Source organism: Neptuniibacter sp. QD48_55 (genome assembly GCF_047778115.1).
Classification (GTDB): domain Bacteria; phylum Pseudomonadota; class Gammaproteobacteria; order Pseudomonadales; family Balneatricaceae; genus Neptuniibacter.
In genome coordinates this window covers 2042123-2061251 of sequence record NZ_CP180555.1, presented here as the reverse complement: position 1 = coordinate 2061251, position 19129 = coordinate 2042123, and the positions used below count along the sequence as shown (strand labels likewise).

The following is a 19129-nucleotide window of genomic DNA, read 5'->3' as shown; positions in this document are numbered from 1 at the left end:
TTATGTTTACATTGAAAAAAAACGCTATCAAAGGGGTTGTTGCCAGTTTTCTATTGCTGGGCTTAAACGGCTGTCAGGTCAATAACATCAATCTGACCCCATTAATGGAAGCAGGAAAAAAATCGACCGATCTATTTGAGAAAAGCTTGGCTGAAGAAGTTGAGATCGGTGAGGAAGTGAGTGCTGTTCTGCTTCAAAAAGGCTCCATATATAACGTCCGAGATGTTCAAAAGTATGTGAATTCAGTGGGAATGTGGCTCGCTCAACAAACTGAACGATCTGATATCCCTTGGACCTTTTCAGTGTTACGAGATGATAGTTTTAATGCTTTCGCCACGCCCGGTGGATTTATCTATATTACAACGGGGACTTTAGAGCAGTTAGAGAGCGAAGCTGAGCTCGCAGGTGTACTAGCTCATGAAATTGCACATGTGGTTCAAAAGCACCACCTCCGAGCTATTCAGAAGGAAGCAAAAATCGGTATTGCAGCAGATCTTGCTCGGTTCTTACGTGACAGTCAAAGCGATTCAGATAGCAGTGGCACTACGGTATTTGGTGACCACTCAGTTGAAAATAAACTGCTGAATACCATTCAGGATGTTTACAGTGATGGTTTGGCTCGAAGCGATGAATTAGAAGCGGATAAGATGGGCATGGTGATCTCTGCCAGAGCTGGCTACGATCCAATGGCTTATATCGCGGTATTGCAAAAGATAGATGCTCAACAGGATGATAGTTCCTTTTGGCAGGCATTTAGTAAGCGTCACCCAAGCGCTGAAGACCGTTTGTCAGAACTACACAAGTTAGCGGATAAGATGACTTATATAGAAGGTAAAGAACTTAATAATCGTTATTCCAAAATGATAAAGTAGATGTACATGGAATATCGGAATATATGTAATGGATTTTTCCAATAAAGAGTCTTTTCAAATCAGTGTGGCCGGGCCTGATCGCATAGATGTTGTGCTTAAACAGTGGCAGCAACTTACATCGTATCTGCCTATTCACCATGCAAAGCCTTTTGGTTTGCCTATTCCTGAACATCTTGAAAATCAGCTCCGTCACACGCTTGAGCAATGTATTGAAAGAGATGATGCAATGGTATTTATAGCTGAGGGGGATAAGGTTTGTGGGACGATTGCCGTCATTCTGAATCAGCAAACAGGTTATACTCAGCCTAATAGTAGTGTTTTGTTTAATTTATGGGTAGAACCTGATCTGCGTAGAAAAGGGATAGGGCAAGCATTGGTCGTGGAAGCTAAACAGTGGCTTAAAGCTCAAGGGGTGACCTCTGTTCAGGCTGGATGGCACCCAGGAAATCCAGAGGCTGATGATTTTTGGTTGAAACAAGGCTTTTCACCTTACGAAACAATTGGCTCTGCATTTTTATAGTTAAGTAATCATTGTTAATTAACCTTATCCTGCGCATCTATATCTTTAAGGAATTTCATGAGCAATGCACAGCAAAAATGGGATCAAAGATACTTGGCAAAAAGCCAAAGTCTGGAAGCTGAACCTGTTGCACCAGAATATCTACAACGTCAGTGGCGTTTTTTAAAAACAGGTCGTGTATTAGACCTAGCATCAGGAGATGGGGCTGCCTCTATCTTTTTGGCGAAACAAGGCTTTAGCCCGGTAGCCACAGATATCTCTCAAGTAGGTTTGGATCGTTTGTCTGAGGCTATGACTAAATTGGGCTTGGAAGTGGAAACTGCTCAATTGGATCTAGAAGAGGAATCGGTGGATCTGTCAGGTCTGGGGTTGTTCGATTCGATAGTTATCTCCAGATATAAACCAGCTGATGGATTATGGGAGCAGCTGCTTGCTCTATTGAAGCCTGAAGGTACTTTATTAATGACTACGTTCAATCTGCTCCAGCATGAACGTACCGGTTTTTCTAAGCGGTTCTGTTTAAGAGAAAATGAACTTTTAGATCATTGTGCTGAATTAGCTTTAGTAGATTTTGAATCTGATCGTCACCAATCGGGGATGGATTCTTATATTTTTAAAAAAGAATCTAAGAAATAGATCTAAAATAAACCTTGCTATCATTGTGTATATACATTGTGATGCAATGAATTTACAAGGCATATTCGCAGTACATCGCTTGTCTGCCTTGGATCAAATATTTCAGTTTTTTTACCGAAAAATTACTGTTTTGTAACAAAACTGTAATTACTCTAGGAAATAATTCCGTCATAATTCGCGCGCCTGAACACAGGTGTGTTCAATTTTTTTCAGACTTTTAAGGTGCGTTGTATGGTAGCAACCAGTACCCCATTCTTGCAGATGTTTGCACGTTCACCGTTCAAACCTATGCAGGATCACATTGCAAAAGCGCAAGAATGTGCCGTTGAGCTTATTCCATTCATTGAAGCAGTCATCGCTGAAGACTGGAATGAAGCAGAGAAAGTACAAGCACGTATCGCTGTTTTAGAAGGCGAAGCAGATGCAATGAAGAAAGAGATTCGCCAGAATCTGCCTAAAAGTATTTTCCTTCCAGTTCCTCGTACGGATCTTCTAGAAGTTGTTCGTATGCAGGATAAGATTGCAAATCGCGCTAAAGATATCGCAGGCATCATGCTTGGCCGTCAAATGAAAGTGCCAACTGAGATGCAGCAAGATATGAAAGATTATGTTCGTGTCGCTTTGCAAACGTCTGAGCAGGCTTTAACTGCGCTTAAAGAACTGGACGAATTGGTAAATAGCGGTTTTGGTGGCCACGAGATTGATGTCATCGAAAAAATGCTAGAAAAATTGGATGCCCTAGAGCACAACACGGATGAACACGAACGTGCTATTCGCCTAAAACTATTTAGCATCGAGAAAGAGCTTCCACCGGTAGATGTAATTTTCCTCTATCAGGTTATTAGTTCGATCGGTGACCTGGCTGATCGCGCACAACAGGTTGGTAGTCGTTTACAGCTATTAGTTGCTCGTTAATTCATTCGGTAAGTTAAGATGGAAATCATTTCTCAGTACGGCCATATTCTTGTCATTTTGGCATGTGTCTTCGGCTTCTTTATGGCTTGGGGTGTTGGTGCAAACGATGTTGCCAATGCCATGGGTACTTCAGTTGGTTCAAAGGCGCTGACCTTGAAGCAAGCGATCATGATCGCTATTGTCTTCGAATTTATGGGAGCTTATCTTGCGGGTGGTGCTGTAACAGCGACAATCCGTAAAGGTATCATCGACCCAGCTATTTTGTCTGGAACGCCTGATTTACTTGTTTTTGGTATGCTGTCTGCACTTTTGGCAGCTGGTATCTGGTTATTAGTGGCGACACATTTTGGCTGGCCTGTATCTACAACGCACTCTATCGTTGGTGCGATTGTGGGTTTTGCGGCAGTTGGCATATCTGTTGATGCGGTCAACTGGGGTAAAGTAACTAAGATTGTTGCAAGTTGGGTAGTATCGCCAGTAACAGCTGGGCTCATAGCCTTCTTCTTATTTAGAAGTGTACAGAAGTTGATACTGGATACTGACAATCCTTTTGCCAACGCTAAGAAATACATTCCAGGTTACATCTTCCTAGTGGGCTTCATGGTTTCCATGGTGACCTTCACTAAAGGCCTTAAACACGTCGGTTTAGATCTTAGCTGGGGGCAAAGTGCACTAGCATCTATAGCTATTGCGGTTGTGATTATGGTGATTGGTATGCAGATGCAAAAGCGTATCACACCTGACCCAGATGCTGATCGTGACCATCACTTTACTAGTGTTGAAAAACTGTTTGGTATTTTGATGATGTTCACTGCCTGTGCAATGGCATTTGCTCATGGTTCAAATGACGTAGCAAACGCTGTAGGTCCTGTAGCTGCAATCGTAGGGGTTGTATCAGCCGGTGGTGAGGTTGTTCAAAAATCAGCTATGCCAGTTTGGATCTTACTACTTGGCGGCGGCGGTATCGTTGCTGGTCTAGTTATGTACGGCCACAAGGTAATCGCAACAGTAGGTAACAACATTACTGAACTTACACCAAGCCGTGGTTTCGCTGCGACACTAGCTGCTGCAACAACAGTTGTATTTGCGTCGGGTACTGGTTTGCCAATATCCACTACTCACACGTTGGTAGGTGCTGTATTGGGTGTAGGTCTTGCGCGTGGTATGGCTGCACTTAATCTGCGCATCGTAGGTACGATATTTGTATCTTGGGTAGTAACTCTGCCTGCAGGTGCCGGTCTAGCAATCATCTTTTTCTTCATGTTTAAAGGTATGTTTACCTAAACGTGGAAGTGCTTTGAGTAGAAAAGCCCTGTATTCGCGAGAATACGGGGCTTTTTTCTGTCTAAAACAATTAAATGATCACAAATCCATCATAATGATGTAAAATTTGGGCCCAATTTTTTGCTTTGGGAGTAAATCCCTAAGCTAGAACCAGAAATATCCGGAAAGAAGATGCATACAGTTGAGAAGATCGGCGGCACTTCCATGAGCCGCTTTGAGGAATTGATGGACACCATTTTGGTGGGTAAGCGCACCACACCAGAGGAACTGTATAACCGAATTTTTGTTGTGTCAGCTTATGGCGGTATTACCAACTATCTTCTTGAGCACAAAAAAACCGGTGAGCCTGGTGTTTATGCACGTTTTGCGAATGCTGAAAGCGAGCAGGCGTGGATCGATGAGTTGAGTAAAGTTCAGGCGAAAATGGAAGAGATCAATGCTGAACTTTTCGCTGATATGGAATTTGAACGCAACGCAGCTGATGCTTTTGTAATCGAGCGTTTGAATGATGTTCGTGATTGCATGAAGAGCCTGCACCACCTTTGTACTTACGGTCACTTCCAGTTGGAAGAGCACCTGATGAAAGTGCGTGAGATGCTAGCATCTATCGGTGAGGCGCACAGTGCATATAACTCTGTGCTTGCTCTGCGTAAAGCTGGTATTAATGCTCGTTTTGTTGATCTGACTGGTTGGCACTTAGATCAACCTCTACCGTTTGAAGAAATGGTTAAGACTCAGTTTGCCGATGTTCAGATCGACAAAGAGATGGTGATTGCTACAGGCTATACGCACTGTGAAGAAGGTCTGATGAAGACTTTTGACCGTGGTTACAGCGAGATGACTTTTAGCACGATTGCGACTGTAACAGGTGCAACTGAAGCGATCATCCATAAAGAATATCATTTGAGTTCTGCAGATCCGATGCTAGTCGGTACTGATAACGTAGTCACAATTGGTGCGACTAACTATGATGTGGCTGATCAGCTGTCTAACTTAGGTATGGAAGCTATCCATCCAAAAGCTGCGAAAGGTTTGCGCCGTAATGGTGTTAAATTGCGTATTAAGAACGCATTTGAGCCAGAGCACGAAGGCACGGTTATCTGTCAGGATTACCACAGCAACGCTCCTCGTGTGGAGATTATCGCTGGTCGTAATGATGTTTTTGGCATCGAAATCTTCGACCAAGAGATGCTAGGTGATGCGGCTTACGATATTGAGATCTCTAAGCTTCTAGCTCAGTTGAAACTTTACGTGATCAACAAAGATGCTGATGCGAACAGTATCACGTACTATGTTGGTGGCTCTCGTAAGATGGTTAACCGCGCAACGCGCCTAATGGAAGAAATGTATCCAGAAGGCCAGATCCGTCTGCACAACCTTGCGATCGTTTCTGCTATCGGTTCACACATGAAGGTTAAAGGTATTCTTGCTCGTACAGTAAGTGCTTTGGCTGAAGCGGATATCAACGTAATGGCGCTTCACCAGTCTATCCGTCAGGTAGAGATGCAGTGTGTTGTCTCTGAAGATGACTACGAGAAGGCTATCATTGCATTGCATGCCGCTCTGATTGAGCAGAGCCCGCAGAACGTAAATACTGCGGCTTAATCGCAAACATCTGTAAAGCTCGCGAAAGCGGGCTTTTTTATTTCTGCATTTCCATCTAATCTGCTTACTATTCTTAGTAAGGCGAAAAACTGATGGAAAAGCAGTCCCTAGAGTTCATTTATACAGCACTGAAATCTGCAGAAGAGCACGTGCGCAGCTTTGATACTAAAGCGCAGATTGTCGGTGTGGGTTACATTTTTACAGCAGGCTTAATCCATACAATCGGTTCTACGTTGCCGCAAAGGGATGATTATATCTCCAGCATATTGGCGATCATCCTCTCTTGGGGATTGGTCATTGGGCCGATCATTTTATTTGGTGCGGTTTTATATCCTACGCGCAATACGGCACCAAAAGTGGGGGCTGAGCACAGTAAAGTTTTGAAACTCTTTTTCACTGATAGTGAGCATTCAGAATCGACAGGGCATTACCTTAAAGCGCTGGAAAGTTCTGATCTGCGAGTCGAGCTGACTTATGAGTTATTAAAAGTCTCTGGTCTGCGAAATTTAAAACGTAACCGCTTTCTCCGTGCCTTATGGGCAGCGTTGATCTGTTTAATCATGCTTTTTGGTCTTCAGCTTTATCGAGCTGTGTTCGCTTAAAGTGTAAACGCGCTTCTATTCCTAACTCGTTGATTTTAGAATGCTCAGTATCTAAAAGATTAAGGGTAAGTAATGCAGTTAGTGACCATGACCCCAATCCGCAGTCATTTGAATCTGCGTCAGGGAGTGAATGAAAGAAGTGCTGAATATAGCCAATTCCTTTCGCAGTTAGATTGTGTGTTACAAAAGCGGTTGGTCAAACAGCTTGATGAATCAGGCGATCTATCAAACCGCATTGCTGTACAGCATCAAAATCAGGGCAAAGCTTACACCAATACTGGCTCTGACGATCGAGACACTCTGTGTTTATTCACTCACACTAAACAAATTACTGATCAGCTTAGTCTTGAAGCGAAGGTTTATAGTAATACCTTGTCTGTGGTGACCGTGACTATGGAGATGGAGTATGTCGTTGCTACACTCGAAGATATCGCTCAAACCTTGAGTGCTGACATTAGCCTACCTTCGGCAGAGTCTAACTATCAGGATCGAATCACAGCGCTTTGTCGCTCGATTGTTAAAGTCCCACAGAAGCCTGATGGACATGCTTTGCTTCCAGAGATCTATCAACTCCTCGATGAAGATATTGAACTGACGCTAGAGCTATTTGCCCAAGCCCAATCAACCTATCTGATTTCAAAATACTATCGCGACGAGCTTTACCCAGCGCTTCGTGATCTGCCTAAAACGATTCAGATTAACTATCTGGAAGCTTTGGGAGATTTCTCTGGCTTTAATGATATTAAAGAAACCGATGGTTCTAATGTCGATCAGCCATGGAGCTCTCGCTTACTGCGTTTAGATCGTTCTGAAAGGGAAGGAAATGAGTCGCTTATTGAAAACTGGTTAGCTGAAACACCTCATCCAGAACACGCTAAAGAGATTCTTGAGCAGGATAGAATGGATTCCTTAGTGTGGCTTAACTATGTATTAGTTGATGAAATCGATGAAAAGAACAAGCCTCTGCGTCACAAGTCAGACTACAAGTTAGAGGCTATGGGATTAGCTCAGTACTTTTATGCAGTACAACATGCCTGTAATTCCAATCTTTATATGGCGATCTCGGATACCTATTTAGAGAGTAATACCCATGTCGCCGAAGATATATTGGCGGGGGTGCGTGCGACGACGCGTATGCATATCAGTGATTATCATGAGAACTGCCAATATCTCACCCGAGATAAAAAGTTACTGCTCGAGAATATCCTAGCTGGCTGGGATTATGATCAGATGGTTCAGAATTCTGAGCGCCTGATTGAGGTCTGCTCTAGTAAAATTAAGGATATACATGCAACCCGTTCGGAAAAAAGCAGCTTCTACACCGATCTAATTCTTGTTGCGATTGGTTTTATCAGTCTGTTCGATCTTGCGATCACCATCTCTGAATACAGCCGTACTTATACATCAAATGCGGCGCTGGGTTATAGAGATGAACAGCCCTCTAGTTTCTTGAGTGGCGTGGCTAATATGGAAACTGACCTGCTTCTACTGTGCAGTGTTGTCTCAATCATTCTTTTATTTGTTGTGTACTATGTTGCGAAACGCCGTTAAATCTTTTGCTGTCATCGCCTTGATCTTGAATGTGGCGGTAGCTAGCCCTTTTCAAGCACAGCCTGTTTATACCTCTGATTGGAAGCCGTTTGTTAATGCTGAAGAAGAAGAGAAAGGTGTTGTTTCCCGAGTGGTACAGCTCGCCTTTTGGGAAATGGGGTTGGAGGCTGAACGAGCTAGTCTGGATTATTACTTCAGCTATAAGTTGGTAAAAAATCAGCAGGTTTTACTAAGTTATCCCTATTTCAAAACAGATCAGCGCTCGCAAGAGGTGTTGTTCTCAGATCCGCTGATGTCTGTAGAGAATGGCCTTTTTTATAACTCTAAATGGCAGCAATATTCCGGTAAAGGCATCGATTTTAACCAACAGAAAGTAGGTAAAGTCGCTGGTTATAGCTATGGTGCTGAAATTGAACCTTTACTGAAAAATGCTAAGGTCTTTAACAGTGATCTTCAGGCTTTAACGGCATTATCCAAGGGTGAAATAGATCTTTTACCAGCCAGCATTGAGGTTGCGAAAGTGATGTTACATAAGCACTTTCCTCATCTGTTACATGAGTTTAAATTGCTCGAAAATCATCGCGGTACAGACAGTGTTCATCTAGTGGCTAGCGCTAATGATGAAGGTCGGGAATTTATTCAGCGATTTAATTCGGCGTTAGCGCGTTTAAAGTCGAAAGGTATGATTGAACAGCTGCTTACCTATAATGCAGATGTTCAAGGTAGTGGTTATGTTCGCCTTGTACCCGCGGAAGGCTTTCCTTTAATTACTGGCTATGAGATTAATGCTCAAGGAGATAAGCAGTTCTTTGTTATTCCTCAGGGCAGCAGGGCGACGGTGTTAGCTTGGCATGACGTTGTTTTAAAACCGCATGCCACAGAAAAAGTGTTTGATGGCATGATGAAGTATTCTCAGGTGAAGGTGGTCGATGGACCACATGCGGGTCGATCACTTTTCGTAAGAAACATGCATCTAGAGGTAGAGTAATGGTTTCAGTCACACTAGGCTGGCTTGGGACAATACTTTATCTTTTGGCTCATGCTTGGCTTTCCTTACTTAAAAATAAAGCCTCTTATCACTACTATCTGGCCAATTTAGTTGCCGCAATTTGGGTTGCTACTTCCTCGTACCTGATTGCATCTTGGCAGGCGGTTGTGATTAATGTGTTTTGGGCGTTGGTTAGTTTTGCTGCCATGAAAAACTATGTATTACCGCGTCTACCTTTCAGTAATGCCCAATTATATGGACTACTGGGTGTGATGTTTCTGGCAGGAGCTGGTGGCTTACTGTTTGCGTATGCCCAGCAAGGAATGTCTATCTTGGCTTGGAGTTCATCTATTGCTTATTGCTTAGGCTACTGGCGATTTTCTGCAGGGCGGTTAAGTCAACAGTCCTACTATCTCGTCAATACTTATGCGGCGGTGATGTTGTTGCCGCAGCTTTATGCCGATGCTAACTGGCCGGTATTAGTGTTACAAATCGTTTGGGCCTCAGTCTCATTGTGGGGATGGTATAAGGGGCGAGAAGGTTATGTGCTGTCTCCTTAATTTCTCATCCGTTGGCAGCTTTCTTTTAATATGGGTAAAACATGTCTGAACCAAATACACCTCAATTAGATATTGATGAACTAGCGCGAGAGCACTTTTACCAAGTGCTATATGGCCGCAGGGATGTGCGAGGTCAGTTTTTACCGAATTCTATACCTGATGATGTGCTGACTAATATTTTGCATGCCGCACATCATGCACCATCGGTCGGTTTATCGCAGCCTTGGAACTTTATTCTGATTCGTGACGAGGCTAAGCGTCAGCGAGTTTTTGATGCTTTTCAAAAAGCTAACGATGAAGCTGCAGAAATGTTTAGTGGCGAGCGACAAGTTCAATATCAAGCATTAAAACTGCAAGGCATACTCGATTCACCTCTTAATGTTTGTATCACTTGTGATCGAAAGCGAGGTGGTCCCGTTGTGCTTGGCAAGACCCATCAGGCCGAAATGGACTTGTATAGTACTGTTTGTGCGGTACAAAACTTTTGGCTTGCTGCAAGAGCAGAAAATGTAGGGGTGGGCTGGGTGTCTATTATTGATAGGGATGTATTGGCTAAGTTACTTGAGCTCCCAGAAGGCGTAGTCCCTGTCGCTTATTTGTGTGTGGGTTATGTCTCAGAGTTTCTAAAAAAACCTGAACTTGAACTGGCTCAGTGGGAAAAACGCAGCCAATTGGAAGAGATGATTTTTACTGATAACTGGGGGAATAAAGCTTAGCTTTAGCCGATCTGGCGTTAATGAAAATGAACCTTGCTGTTTGAAAAATGATCTATATTGATTATATCGCCGTTTAATTTGAAATAGATTTAAACGGTTTATAGGTTGACCGCAGGGAGGTTCGATATGCGTTTCGTCCTCAGTTTTGCTGTCGTTGTCACTTTACTTACCTTGTTCATATCGCCAGTTAGCGCGCTTGAGGTGAGGAGTACGAGCGTACAGTTTTCTCCGTTGATAGAGCGGATTGTGCAGGCCAAAATAAAGCCTGTTTTAAAGCAGTTACCGGATAAAGATCAAAAGCTTTTAGCCCCGGTTGAAATTTCCGTGGTCGAAAACCTTCGTGCTGCGGGTATGGCTTTGGCTATCGATGATACACCCCCTCTGATCATTATTAATGATCGATTTTTGAAAGGCCTTTCCGCTTACATAGAAGCTTACTTGCTATCTGAGTCTTTAAATAGACCTGAGTTGGTGGAGCAATATTTCAGTGATTATTTCTGGCGTCATCATCCATCCTTTGTTGGTCCTCTGCCAAAATCGCCTACTGATTGGCTAAGTGCCTCGCCGGAACAAAGAGAACAGATTCAGGCGGAGCATGAGCGTTTATTAGAAAGTGTGATTGTCGATGTGTTGCTACACGAGATGGGCCATCATGCAGAGCATGCCTTTTATGGTTATCGCGCGTCGCAATATGTAAGAGAGGATAATGAACGTCTAGCAGACGATTGGGCGGCAAAAGTGAAAGCTGAGCATTTCGAGCCAGATGATACTTTAGGCCGCTTGATCTCTATTGGATATATCTTTGAGCAAGATCGCTGGGCGGCTCTAAAACGGGATGATTACTACCCAAGGATGTTATCAGCTGTTGCGGGGAGCTTGCCGATCTTGTGTGAAGATGCAACCGAGGCATCTAAACAACATTTCTGTAATCAGCTTTATGACAACATAAGTAACTACTTCTCCAAAAAAGTGGTTGATACCTATGCTCAAAGAAGGGATCGAGGTGAGACATTTGCGAGTTTCCCTATGGGGCAGATACATCTAGCAAAAAACAATTTCGTCGATGCCTGTAATTACTTCAATGAAAGCCTTATTTATGGTCAGGTCGCCCGCGCAGCAATTTATGTAGGTTGGTGTTACCAGAATGGTTATTTAGAGCCTTCGCCTCCAGATGCACAGGTTTTAGCTATGGCTAGAGTGGGTTATGGTTTCTCCGACAAGAAAAATATTGCAGGAATGCTAGATTCTAGTGGATCTCAACAATAGGGCGCGTTAGGGTTGCGATATTGCTAGGTGCTTGGTAATTTTTGCACCAAATTTGAATGATATTGTTAGGAGAACATAAATGGCACGCGCTACAGCTCGACATATCCTTGTAGATACAGAAGCACGTTGTAACGAACTAAAAGCAGAAATCGAAGGTGGTTTGGATTTCGCGGTTGCTGCTGAAGAAAACTCAACTTGCCCATCAGGCGCTCAAGGTGGTGATCTAGGCTCTTTTGGCCGTGGTCAGATGGTTCCAGAATTTGATACAGCTGTATTCACAGGTGAAGTGGGTGTTGTTCAAGGGCCAATCGAAACTCAGTTTGGTTACCACCTACTAGAAGTGACAAGTCGCGAAGACTAATACAAGTTTAAACTTGTAACTTAAAGACTTATAAAGTGCCGTTATGCGGCACTTTTTTGTATCTGGATATTTATATTTAATCCTTGGATGCTGGTGTTATGCTGAAAGTGATTGTTACTGTAATCTCGCTCTTAATTGTTGCTGTTCTCATCTTATTTGGATTTAAAGCCTTTAAGTCAAGAACCGGTGAACCGGCAGGAATTGTTGATAGTCGTTTAACTAAATGCAGTAGTAAGCCTAATTGCGTATGTAGTGAATTTTTGGGTACAACCCATTACATAGAGCCTTTGGCGTTACCCGCCAATGTTAAGGATTCAGATGCTGTAATAGCTGTTCTGCTTGACGTTATTGAAGGGTCTGGTGGTGTGGTTAAGAGCATTATCAAGGAAAACCGATATATCGCTGCTGAGTTTAGTAGCCGTATACTTGGATTTGTAGACGACTTTGAGGTTCGAATCGATATGGAAGAGCGCCTTGTGCACTTTCGATCAGCATCCAGAGAAGGCTATTCTGATTTCGGTGTAAACAAAGCTCGTGTTCGATCACTTACCTCTCAATTAGAAAAAGAGATAACGAAGATCAAGGAGTAAGCAGATGCATAAGGTATTGCTCGTTATTATAGCAATCGTACTCAGTGGCTGCGGAACAAAGAATGGCTTTAGCTATGTTCAACCCGAAGTAGAGAACAATGCAGTTGTTTATATCTATCGACCTGAAGCGCCTAATCCAGGTAAACAGCCGCTGGGTTGGATGTACCCCGAAGTATTTATCGATGGAAAAAGTCTTGGGGTGCTGAAACTAGAGAAGTACATTGTTGTGGAACTTGAGCCCGGTAGGCACGAAATTCTATTCACCGGATTAACAGATAAAGCGAACTGGGACGAGCGAGATTTGAAACGTAAATTCTCAGTTCATCATACTGAACAGAAGTACCTTAAGTTTCAGGTGAGATATGACCCTAAAACGATTGGGTTGCTAGAAAAAACTAAGTACCAGCAATTTCTTACTCCTATGAAGCATGATGATGCGATCTACGAAATCAATAAGCTCAACCCGCAATAATCATTGCCTTAAAAGAAGGTACTGCCGGAGCTAGCTGGCTAGCTCCGGTAAGTTAGCGAAGTAATCCAGTGCATCGGGATTAGCTAGCGCATCTTTATTGGTTACAGTTTCCCCTAAAATTACCTTTCTGACAGCCAGCTCAACAATCTTTCCGCTGATGGTTCTAGGAATTTCAGGTACTTGGATTATCTTGGCCGGTACATGCCTTGGAGTGGTGTGTTGGCGGATTGTCTGCTTAATTGTATTGCGTAGACTATCGTCAAGCAGAGTTCCTTCAGACATAACTACAAAGAGGACTACGCGTGTATCGTTTTCCCAGGGTTGACCTACGCATAAAGACTCAATCACCCCGTCAACTCGTTCAACTTGACGATATATCTCAGCGGTACCAATTCTTACACCGCCTGGATTGAGTACCGCATCCGATCTGCCGTGAATAATCATGCCACCGTGTTCGGTTATTTCTCCGTAATCACCATGGGCCCAGCGGTTCTTAAATTGATTGAAATAGGCATTTTGGTATTTTGCACCATCAGCATCGTCCCAAAAGTAAATAGGCATCGATGGGAAGGGGGATTTGCAGACTAATTCCCCTTTCTTCTGGGTAACCTCTACGCCGCTTTCATCAAAAATGGCGACATCCATTCCGAGCCCTAAGCATTGCAACTCACCCTTATGGACTGGGAGTATTGGGCACCCTAGAGCAAAGCAAGAGATGATATCTGTACCGCCCGAAATTGAAGCCAGTAAAAGATCAGTTTTTATTTCGCGATAAACATAATCAAAACTTTCATGGGCTAGTGGTGAACCCGTAGATAAAATCGCGCGCAATTCCGAAAGATCGAACTCTTCTTTTGGTGAGACACCTGCCTTTTCGAGTGCCGCAATATATTTCGCACTGGTGCCAAATACAGAAACTTTTTCTTTAGCTGCCATATTCCACAAAACAGAAGGCGTGGGGGCGAAAGGTGAGCCGTCATACAATGTAATAGTACAGCCGCTAGCTAGGCCGCTTACCAGCCAGTTCCACATCATCCAGCCGCAGGTTGTGAAGTAGAATAGATTATCTTCCCGGCTGATATCTGTGTGCAGTCGGTGTTCTTTGAGGTGTTGAAGGAGTGTGCCTCCAACGCTATGAACAATACATTTTGGTGTGCCTGTGGTACCAGACGAGTACATAACGTATAGGGGCGCAGCGAATTCAACTGGCGTGAAATTAACTTCGCATGCACTGTTATCGATAAAGTCGCTCAGTATACAAGCGCTTTTTATGTGGATTAATTCAGGTGCTGGCTCATCGAGATAAGGCACAAAGACGAATGTCGTGTTTTCACTTAAACGCGAGGCAATCCCTGAAATTTTATCTGAACAGTCTATGTGTTTACCGTTGTAGAGGTAGGACTGGGTCGTAAATATCACTTTGGGTTTTACTTGTCCAAAGCGATCGATCACCCCTTGCACACCAAAGTCTGGGGAGCATGAAGTCCAAATGGCGCCAAGTGATGCCGTTGCTAGCATCGCTATAACGGTTTCAGTGATATTAGGCATAAAGCCTGCGACCACATCTCCCTTGGTAATCCCTGAATTTTTAAGCCCCGCAGCGTAGTGAGCAACCTGGTTATAAAGCTCTCGGTAGCTAATTTCTGAACGTTTACCCGCTTCATTGTAATTAATTAGCGCGGTGTTTTGGTCCTGAAACTTTAAGAGGTTTTCTGCAAAGTTTAACTGGGCTTCAGGGAGCCATTTCGCACCGGGCATGAGGTCTGCATTTAACAAGTATGGGGCGTTCCCGATGCTGCCTATAACATCGAACTGTTCCCAAATGTTAAGCCAGAATCTTTCAGGGTTTTCTATAGACCAGCGGTGAAGCTCTGAGTAGCTATCTAGCTTTACCGAACTGCTTTTGTTTATGTTTTGCATAAACTGATATAGCTGAGATTGTTCGATTTGTGCTTGGCTCGGGCTCCACAACGGTTGTGTCATATACAGTTCCTAATTGAATCAATGTCTATAAAACAGAATAGACAATAAGGGTTTACCTGTATATGGCTTGAGGCTGAAATATTTTTTAGCTGGTTTGTTGGGGAGGGGCGATGGATAGTTATAGGGAGAGTGAGCCCTGCCATCTATAGATGACAGGGCTGATTATTAGCGCAGGAAGTTTTTGCTGATATCGCGGAACTCATCAGTTCCTGACTTTTGCATCCACTCAAAGGCAACCATTTCACGGCTAACCACGTGTATGCCAGCATGGCGCATGCGATCAAGCGCGAGTTCTTTATCTTCAGGGCTGCGTGACGATACACAGTCTGCCACAACGTAAACTTCTCGTGCTTGCTGTTTTAACTGAAGTGCTGTTTGTAGAACGCAAACGTGTGCTTCCATACCTGCAATAATAACTTGGTTAGGGCGGATGGAATTGATCTTTTCGTTACACGCAGGTTCCGACATGCAGGAGAAGAACTCTTTTTCCATAATGCCTTCTGCGGGGATTAACTCAGCTAATTCCGGAATCGTATGGCCCAAGCCTTTAGGGTATTGCTCACTGGTTAAGATCGGTATGTTCAGTTTGTTTGCAATAGCAGTTAACCAGATTGTATTTTCAACCAGCTCATCTTTCTTATGAATCGCGGGTACAAGTTTGTCTTGAATATCGATGATCAGCAGACAAGATTTATTCGGGTGTATTAGCATGCGAAATAGCCTTATTTTTATGCTGGTTCTAGCTCATTGCAGCATTGTACGTGTTCAAGGTTAGTTGCTGGAATCAAAGCATCCAGCTGATCTTCTTCATAATAATGAGGCCAGATCTCTTTCACAATGGCACCATTAGTCGCGAGCGTGTGGCAGGTATCAAGCATAGGCGGCTTTTTGGTGCCGTCCTGCCAGAAGTTCTCTAGTCGTTCCCGTTCTTGGTGTGTCGATTGGAAAGCAGCCGTCGCTAGAGGGCCCAACAACTCAAGCAGGTGAGTGCAGCCTTTGCGGCCACTAAACAGTTCTTTTGTTTGTTTGGTAAACCCAGGCATGATTTGTAGCCCGATCAACTGAGTGTAGGCATCAGAGATGGACTTGCAGCTTTCGAATGGAGTGTCGTCCATGCAAGCCACTGCATCTAATATATTTAGATCCATATCAACAGTAATTCGCACTGCCATATCATGTAAGGGTGCACCAGCTATCAAAGTACCATCGTGACCATAGTGATCCATGTCGAAGGTTTTGGTGTCGACAAGATGGGCTTCAATATCCCATAGGCCATCTTCTCTTTTGTAGCCTTCGCAAACAACTTTGCGGGTATGTTTCAGAGTTCTATTAACTGGAGCTGGTAAAGGCATAATTACTGCTTTTGATGGTTTAAAAAGGCTGTGCTTTAAATGCGGCTATTCTAATGTGAAAACGTTAGAAACACAGTAAATAATCCTAAATACGCTCAGGAATTGGTGTTTTTTAGACGAAAGATAAGTTTTGTTTAGCTAAAAACAATTCAGGGCAGCGAGTGCTGCCCTGAATAATTGGATGGGAGAGGTGCTATTCGTACATCGCTTGCATAGATTCTTGGGTCCACTCTAGGCTGGCTCTGTAAGCTTGATCGTATAGAGTGCCATCAAGGTCCATTGGCAGAAGATCCCAGTCGCCGTTTTCATAGTTCACGACATTTCTCAAAACTTGGCCGATCTCACCTTGACCTAGGCTGACTGCATTTTTGATATCATCGCCTAGCGGGACTTGCTCTAGCATAGTGTCACGCTCTATATCCAAAAGGGCGTGAAGGCCGGACATCATGCCTGCCATAAAATAGCTGCCATAGTTGCTCTTTTTCTGAGCTTGAGCGATCTCTTCACACATGCGACCACGCACCAACAAGCTACGAGAAAGCTCCTCTGGTTTGTCTTGATTAGATGACATCGCAATAAGCGTTGCCCATTTCTTAACTTGCTCTAAACCAAGCAAAACAATTGCTTCAGCGATAGATTCAACCTGTCGCACTAGGCTATAACCTGCAGAGTTAACGATACGTAGTAGTTTATAGGTTAGAGCAGGGTCTCGGATAATCAGTTCTTCTAGTTTTTCCGGCGTCGCTTTAGGGCTTTGTAACTCTTGAATCAGTTGCATCAATGCAACTTGGCTACCTTGAATCTTTTTGCCTTTGATGACTTTTGGTTTGCTTAGGAAATGACCCTGGAATAGTTTAAAGCCCAGCTGTACGCAGGTTTCTAGCTGCTCGTGAGTTTCGATCTTCTCGGCAAGTAGAGTTACTTTATGTTTACGTAGCTGTTGTACTTGTTCCTTGATTTGGTCTGGAGTAAGTTCGAAGACATCGACCTTTACGATCTGGGCTAATTCTAGAAGAGGATCGAATTTTGGATCATAGATAAAGTCATCCATAGCGATACGGTAACCTTCGCTATGAAGCGCTCTTACTGCTTCGATAACTTCTTCATCTGGCTCAATATCCTCTAAAATTTCTAATACGATGTGTTTTTTAGAGACTTCAGGCAGTTTTTGTTCGACTAGGATATCTCGAGTTAGATTAATAAAAGCTGGAACTCGTTTTAATTCCCCTGCATCTGAGATGCTAGTGTATGCATTGAGCAGAACTTCACCCGTAGCTTCGCTATTAGCAAACAGCGCATGTCCTTGGGCGTCTTCCGTTCTGTACAAAAGCTCATAGGCAACCACCTTTTGATTACGATCGAAAATAGGTTGTCGTGCCATAAGCACTTGAGAGTTTTCTGACGATTCCATAAAGGTGCTTAGTCCTTGTGCAAAATAAGATAAAGCGTAATGCCTTCAGTGTATCACCTACATAGCAGGTATTTCATACAAATATTGCGTTCATTCTGGCTCATAACAGTAAAGAGCTCTGCTTGCTACGGTCACAGTTCAACATTCACGTTCTTCATGCAGTATAATAGTGTACTTTTACAGATTCGGGACATACCAATGAGTATTAATTGGTTTCCAGGGCACATGCATAAAGCCCGGAAAGAGATCGCTAAAGTTATGGATGAGGTGGATGTGATTATAGAGGTGCTTGATGCACGTCTACCTCAATCCAGCGAAAACCCATTGGTTAATACCTTGCGCAAGGGCAAGCCAGCATTAAAGCTCCTTAATAAGAGCGATTTGGCTGATGATAAAATAACGCAAGAATGGATCGATTATTTTAATAGTCTTCCTGATACGCGAGCGATTTCCCTTGACCATACACAAAAGAAGCTGATCAATAGAATTGCTGAAATTTGTAAGCAGATGGCACCGTCTCGCTCAGAATCTGGGCGTCCAGTGCGTGCCATGATTATGGGCATTCCTAATGTTGGTAAATCTACGCTTATTAATGCCTTATTAGGTAAGAAAATTGCAAAAGTAGGCAATGAGCCTGCGGTTACTAAGAGCCAGACACGGTTTACCACGCGTAATGGTATGGCACTTTCAGATACGCCAGGCATATTGTGGCCAAAAATCGAGGATGTAGATTCAGGCTATCGGCTAGCGGCGAGTGGTGCGATTAAAGACACTGCAATCGAGCATGAAGATGTAGCTATCTTTGCCGCAGGCTTTATGCGGGATGATTACCCTGAGCGATTGATTGAACGCTTTAAATTCAAAGAGATGCCTGAGCTTGCTGAAGGTGTATTAGACGAAATTGGCCGCCGTAGAGGGTGTTTGCGCCCAGGTGGTGTTGTTGATCGAAATAAAGCTTCAACGTTGCTCTTGAATGAAATACGCTCGGGTAAGCTGGGTAAATTAAGCTTTGAAACTGTTCAAGAGTGGGAAGAAAAACGCCGCATAGCTGAGCAGGAAAGATTAGAACAAGAACGATTAGAAGCAGAAGCACAGGCGGCTGCTGAGAAAGAAGGTAGTAAGTAATGTCACGTTTAAAGAAAAGCCGAAAAGCGAAAGGCTTTATTCCAAATGAAGGCCCAACACGTAATGAGCGTTTGGCTGATCCTGATAGCTACGATAGCAGACGACGCAAAGCTAAGCAGGAAAAGAAAAAGAATCAATCGGTATTTGAAAAACAGCGTCAAGCTGATGACAACTCCACAAGTAAGAAGCAACCAGAGCGTAAAACTAGACTGGCTGATAAGATTCGTGAACTAAATAAATCCAAAGAAGAGAGTGCTGAATAGCGCTCTCTTTTTAGTTGTAAGTATTGTAAAGCGGGTTGTCTGTTTTATTAATCTAAC

The 19129-nt window shown here is 43.5% G+C and carries 21 protein-coding genes; 17 read left to right on the top strand and 4 right to left on the bottom strand.

Going from position 1 to position 19129, the window contains the following annotated elements:
• Positions 1-2 precede the first annotated feature (2 nt).
• From ACMXYW_RS09470 to ACMXYW_RS09400, 15 genes are all read left to right on the top strand, one after another.
• Positions 3-872: a M48 family metalloprotease gene (locus tag ACMXYW_RS09470; protein WP_415903866.1), complete on the top strand. Its 870-nt coding sequence runs from the start codon at positions 3-5 to the stop codon at positions 870-872.
• Between the two features lie 28 nt (positions 873-900).
• The gene (locus ACMXYW_RS09465; protein WP_415903865.1) at positions 901-1392 is read left to right on the top strand and encodes a GNAT family N-acetyltransferase; all 492 of its coding nucleotides are present in this window, start codon (positions 901-903) and stop codon (positions 1390-1392) included.
• Positions 1393-1449: 57 nt separating this feature from the next.
• Complete coding sequence (locus ACMXYW_RS09460) at positions 1450-2028, top strand: class I SAM-dependent methyltransferase (RefSeq protein ID WP_415903864.1); 579 nt, start codon at positions 1450-1452, stop codon at positions 2026-2028.
• A gap of 231 nt (positions 2029-2259) precedes the next feature.
• A complete protein-coding gene (locus ACMXYW_RS09455; RefSeq protein ID WP_415900863.1) occupies positions 2260-2943 on the top strand; it encodes a TIGR00153 family protein in 684 nt (227 codons plus the stop codon).
• 18 nt (positions 2944-2961) lie between these two features.
• A complete protein-coding gene (locus tag ACMXYW_RS09450; protein ID WP_415900864.1) occupies positions 2962-4227 on the top strand; it encodes an inorganic phosphate transporter in 1266 nt (421 codons plus the stop codon).
• Positions 4228-4398: 171 nt separating this feature from the next.
• Positions 4399-5832 carry an aspartate kinase gene (locus ACMXYW_RS09445; protein WP_415900865.1) on the top strand — a complete coding sequence of 478 codons (1434 nt, stop codon included), beginning with the start codon at positions 4399-4401 and terminating at the stop codon, positions 5830-5832.
• Positions 5833-5924: 92 nt separating this feature from the next.
• On the top strand, positions 5925-6434 hold the full coding sequence (locus ACMXYW_RS09440) for a hypothetical protein (RefSeq protein ID WP_415900866.1): 510 nt from the start codon (positions 5925-5927) through the stop codon (positions 6432-6434).
• 72 nt (positions 6435-6506) lie between these two features.
• A complete protein-coding gene (locus ACMXYW_RS09435; protein WP_415903863.1) occupies positions 6507-7985 on the top strand; it encodes a hypothetical protein in 1479 nt (492 codons plus the stop codon).
• A complete protein-coding gene (locus ACMXYW_RS09430; RefSeq protein ID WP_415903862.1) occupies positions 7966-8973 on the top strand; it encodes a substrate-binding periplasmic protein in 1008 nt (335 codons plus the stop codon). The genes ACMXYW_RS09435 and ACMXYW_RS09430 overlap by 20 nt, the downstream gene beginning before the upstream one ends.
• Positions 8973-9533, top strand: a complete 561-nt coding sequence (locus ACMXYW_RS09425) for a CBU_0592 family membrane protein (RefSeq protein ID WP_415903861.1) — start codon at positions 8973-8975, stop codon at positions 9531-9533. Before ACMXYW_RS09430 ends, ACMXYW_RS09425 begins: the two co-directional genes overlap by 1 nt.
• A 41-nt stretch (positions 9534-9574) precedes the next feature.
• On the top strand, positions 9575-10249 hold the full coding sequence (gene bluB, locus ACMXYW_RS09420) for a 5,6-dimethylbenzimidazole synthase (RefSeq protein ID WP_415903860.1): 675 nt from the start codon (positions 9575-9577) through the stop codon (positions 10247-10249).
• A 126-nt stretch (positions 10250-10375) separates the two neighbouring features.
• Complete coding sequence (locus ACMXYW_RS09415) at positions 10376-11515, top strand: hypothetical protein (RefSeq protein ID WP_415903859.1); 1140 nt, start codon at positions 10376-10378, stop codon at positions 11513-11515.
• Between the two features lie 79 nt (positions 11516-11594).
• A complete protein-coding gene (locus ACMXYW_RS09410) occupies positions 11595-11876 on the top strand; it encodes a peptidylprolyl isomerase (protein WP_415903858.1) in 282 nt (93 codons plus the stop codon).
• A 98-nt stretch (positions 11877-11974) separates the two neighbouring features.
• A complete protein-coding gene (locus ACMXYW_RS09405; protein WP_415903857.1) occupies positions 11975-12466 on the top strand; it encodes a DUF1499 domain-containing protein in 492 nt (163 codons plus the stop codon).
• Positions 12467-12470: 4 nt separating this feature from the next.
• A complete protein-coding gene (locus tag ACMXYW_RS09400; protein WP_415903856.1) occupies positions 12471-12938 on the top strand; it encodes a DUF2846 domain-containing protein in 468 nt (155 codons plus the stop codon).
• A 30-nt stretch (positions 12939-12968) separates the two neighbouring features.
• Here ACMXYW_RS09400 and ACMXYW_RS09395 read toward each other — a convergent pair whose 3' ends face one another.
• From ACMXYW_RS09395 to ACMXYW_RS09380, 4 genes are all read right to left on the bottom strand, one after another.
• Positions 12969-14921 carry an acetoacetate--CoA ligase gene (locus ACMXYW_RS09395; protein WP_415903855.1) on the bottom strand — a complete coding sequence of 651 codons (1953 nt, stop codon included), beginning with the start codon at positions 14919-14921 and terminating at the stop codon, positions 12969-12971.
• 165 nt (positions 14922-15086) lie between these two features.
• Positions 15087-15632 carry a hydrolase gene (locus ACMXYW_RS09390; RefSeq protein WP_415903854.1) on the bottom strand — a complete coding sequence of 182 codons (546 nt, stop codon included), beginning with the start codon at positions 15630-15632 and terminating at the stop codon, positions 15087-15089.
• A 17-nt stretch (positions 15633-15649) separates the two neighbouring features.
• The gene (locus tag ACMXYW_RS09385) at positions 15650-16273 is read right to left on the bottom strand and encodes a DUF2889 domain-containing protein (RefSeq protein WP_415903853.1); all 624 of its coding nucleotides are present in this window, start codon (positions 16271-16273) and stop codon (positions 15650-15652) included.
• 193 nt (positions 16274-16466) lie between these two features.
• Positions 16467-17684 (bottom strand): EAL and HDOD domain-containing protein, encoded by a 1218-nt coding sequence (locus ACMXYW_RS09380; protein ID WP_415903852.1) that lies wholly within the window; start codon positions 17682-17684, stop codon positions 16467-16469.
• Positions 17685-17882: 198 nt separating this feature from the next.
• Here ACMXYW_RS09380 and ylqF point away from each other — a divergent pair, with 198 nt between their 5' ends.
• Both ylqF and ACMXYW_RS09370 read left to right on the top strand, forming a co-directional pair.
• The gene (gene ylqF, locus ACMXYW_RS09375) at positions 17883-18809 is read left to right on the top strand and encodes a ribosome biogenesis GTPase YlqF (RefSeq protein ID WP_415903851.1); all 927 of its coding nucleotides are present in this window, start codon (positions 17883-17885) and stop codon (positions 18807-18809) included.
• Positions 18809-19072, top strand: coding sequence for a hypothetical protein (locus ACMXYW_RS09370; protein WP_415903850.1), 264 nt, complete (start codon positions 18809-18811; stop codon positions 19070-19072). Before ylqF ends, ACMXYW_RS09370 begins: the two co-directional genes overlap by 1 nt.
• The last annotated feature ends 57 nt before the right edge of the window (positions 19073-19129 follow it).